At 43.8% G+C, this 2924-nt stretch carries 3 protein-coding genes and 1 pseudogene; 2 read left to right on the plus strand and 2 right to left on the minus strand.

What is annotated here, in order from left to right; all coding sequences use genetic code 11:
- Positions 1 to 433, minus strand: a 433-nt coding sequence (locus ACYVAD_RS21060) for a transposase (RefSeq protein ID WP_461141515.1), incomplete at its 3' end; no start/stop codon positions are given.
- 339 nt (positions 434 to 772) lie between these two features.
- Positions 773 to 1633, minus strand: a complete 861-nt coding sequence (locus ACYVAD_RS21065) for an alpha/beta fold hydrolase (protein WP_461141516.1) — start codon at positions 1631 to 1633, stop codon at positions 773 to 775.
- A 300-nt stretch (positions 1634 to 1933) separates the two neighbouring features.
- Between ACYVAD_RS21065 and ACYVAD_RS21070 the strand changes: the two genes are divergently transcribed.
- Both ACYVAD_RS21070 and ACYVAD_RS21075 read left to right on the plus strand, forming a co-directional pair.
- Positions 1934 to 2557: an ISAs1 family transposase gene (locus ACYVAD_RS21070; RefSeq protein WP_461141517.1), complete on the plus strand. Its 624-nt coding sequence runs from the start codon at positions 1934 to 1936 to the stop codon at positions 2555 to 2557.
- Between the two features lie 71 nt (positions 2558 to 2628).
- A pseudogene (locus ACYVAD_RS21075) lies at positions 2629 to 2910 on the plus strand (ISAs1 family transposase); the annotation flags it as partial.
- Positions 2911 to 2924 lie beyond the last annotated feature (14 nt).

Below are 2924 nucleotides of genomic sequence, written 5' to 3' on the forward strand. Positions count from 1 at the left end.
CCGCATCTACAGCCGCCACCCAAAGCCGTCCCTGGGTATCTACCACAAAAGTGCGTTTACGCCCATTGACCCGTTTGTGCGGGTCAGTACCCCAGTAGCTGTTAATCAGTGGGGATAGCTTAACCGATTGTGAATCAATACACAATGCCGAAGGGTAGGCTTCGCGCCCAGCGTTGACTCGGTTTAGTTGATTTAAGGCAGCGTTCATTTGCTCGAAGGTACCCTTAGCCTTCCACCGGTCGAAGTAATAGTAAACCGCCTGCCAGTGGGGCCAGTCGGGAGGCAGGTTGCGCCATTGAGTGCCGGTCCGTAGCAGCCACAAAATAGCATCCATGACTTGCTGAAGATTGTGCTTACGCTTGCATTGAAGCTCGAAAAAAGGCGAAATTGTGCCCCATTGGAGGTCGGTCAGTGGCTCCCACTGTTTGGTCATGACTCTGTAGTTTGGCAACCACAAAGTTGGCACGACCTTCAATGCTTCTTAATTCCTCAACACGCTCTTAAGGTTTGGATCGAAAACTGAATTCGTCGAAACAAATGTATACCTTGTTAATTAGTGGTCTGAGCCATATAACATTAATCAATTTGAACACATATTGACTGCGTAAATCTTAAAAAGAACATTCTCATAAAAGGCTTCTATCCGAGACGAAGAAAGATTGCTGTATTCTTTAACCAGGCGTTTGACAAGGCAATATCATACTTAATTTCAGGCAATTATTGCCAGGACATTTCTGTATAACGCACACTATCAGAATGTTATTTATAAGTATTAATCTCTTGTAATAGTACTCGTACTTTCACAAGTTCTTTTTATAAAGTCATTACATAAAGAAAAAAATAGCTTAGGGTCACTAAACCATGGATCATGACCGGCTTCTGGAATAGTAACTAATTGAAGATTTGGGAAAATTTTTATATACTCGTCAACCCAATCCCACCGACGATTATATGTACCATTAAACAGGAGTATAGGTATCTTTATTTTTTTCAATCGATCGGCTGTAGGTGCTGAAATAAGACTTCCTACTGGTTCGTTTTGCGGCAAACCAGCATATACTTCTATACTTTTAGACACTTCTATTGTATCTTTTTCCAACTTTTCGACTGAGTTCAGGAGTGTTACAATTCTCCTTTCCGTTATTGTACCTTTTAGAATTTTAGTTTTATGAAAATTTCCGCGATTATATTCTTGTTCTTCACCGAGCCATGTTATTGTTCCGGATAAAATTATTCCTCTAACATCTTCTTGATGTTTATACGCGTACAATATTGCTAACATACTGCCCCAAGATGATCCTATTAAATAAACTTTACGATTTGGAGCTAATTCATTAATTATTTTTTTTAAATCGGCTATATGCCATTCCCAAACGTATGACATAGCTGTATCACTTTTCCCACATCCACGTTGATCATAGTATATAACTTTTGCACTTTTTGATAGAGCATCAAATTCAGGTCGCAAATAACTATGTGGAGCCCCCGCCCCCCCATGCAGAACTATAATCACCTCATCCTGATTACCTATTTGCCAAAAAGCTAATCGAGGATCTCCTTTCGTAAAACCATCTTGGCTAAAGCAATTTGTGTAGTTGTAAAATCCCAAAATCACTATGATCCAGACTTTCATAATAGTAGAGTCGTTTTATGATTGAATATAACATGTAATTTGAAATATGATAGTCCGTATGCTACTAACTGGAGTTGACAGATTTTATATAATACCTGTCTCGTAAAATACTCCCACCTGAGACAGAGAGAAATCTCCATATTCTCATTCCGGGCATTTGATACAAAGATTTACGGATCGTGCACAAATAGCCGGCCTAAAAGCTATTACTTTCGCGGATAGTAGGCAACTCATATAACATCAATCAGGGCAAACGCATCAAATATCAAACGAATACTTGATACGTTGTAACCTTGCTGGATGAACTGGCAAGATTACTTTCCTGGTGTCAACGACCCGCGTGTAGTGGGCCGCATTGCCCACAAACTCAATGATGTCCTGATGATTGCCTTGTGTGCCACCATCAGTGACTGTGACGGTTTTGAGGACATGGCTGATTATGGGCGTGATAAACAAACCTTGCTAAGCCAGTTTCTTCAACTGCCTAACGGCATTCCCTCGCACGACACCTTTCGGCAGATTCTGACCCTAGTCAGGGTTGATCAACTCGAGTCCGTGCTGCGTCAGCAGGCCGCCAATATAATCCAGACGCTGGCGGGTCAGCACATTTGTCTGGATGGAAAGGAACTGCGAGGCACCATTCTCAACGGTCGCAAACACGCCCTAGTGCATGTATTGAATGCTTGGGTGGTCGAGCATAAACAGGGTCTGGGCCAGTTGCGGGTCGAGGGCAAGACCAACGAAATCAGCCTGATTCCGACCATGCTGGCTAGCTTAGACCTAACCGATGCGCTGGTGAGTATCGACGCTATCGGCTGTCAACAAGCTATTATTGATCAGATTACATGCCAAAAAGGGCCGTATCTGATTGGTCTAAAAACGAACCAGATACGGCCCTTTTTGATCAGGTGCGCGATTGGATGATGCGTTATAGCCATCAGCCTGCTCACTACACCGAGCGCAATCTGGATCACGGCTGAGGTGAGTTACGCGAAGTCTGGGTGAGCCGTGATCTGGCATTACTGGATGCAACCGTGGACTGGCCAGCATTGAATACGCTGATCATGTTGCGTAGCCACCGCTGGCAGGGCGAACAGCTCAGTACGGCAACCCGCTTCTATATCAGCAGCTTACGGACGGCCACTGCCCAGCAGTTAGCGACCTACATCCGTCATCATTGGCGTATCGAAAACCAGCTACATTGGCAACTGGACATTGTGTTTAGAGTGTGTTGGGGAATTAGCTTTGGCAATACGCGTCGATACGCTGTAGCATAATCTGAATGTTGGCT

Source organism: Spirosoma pomorum (genome assembly GCF_054776615.1).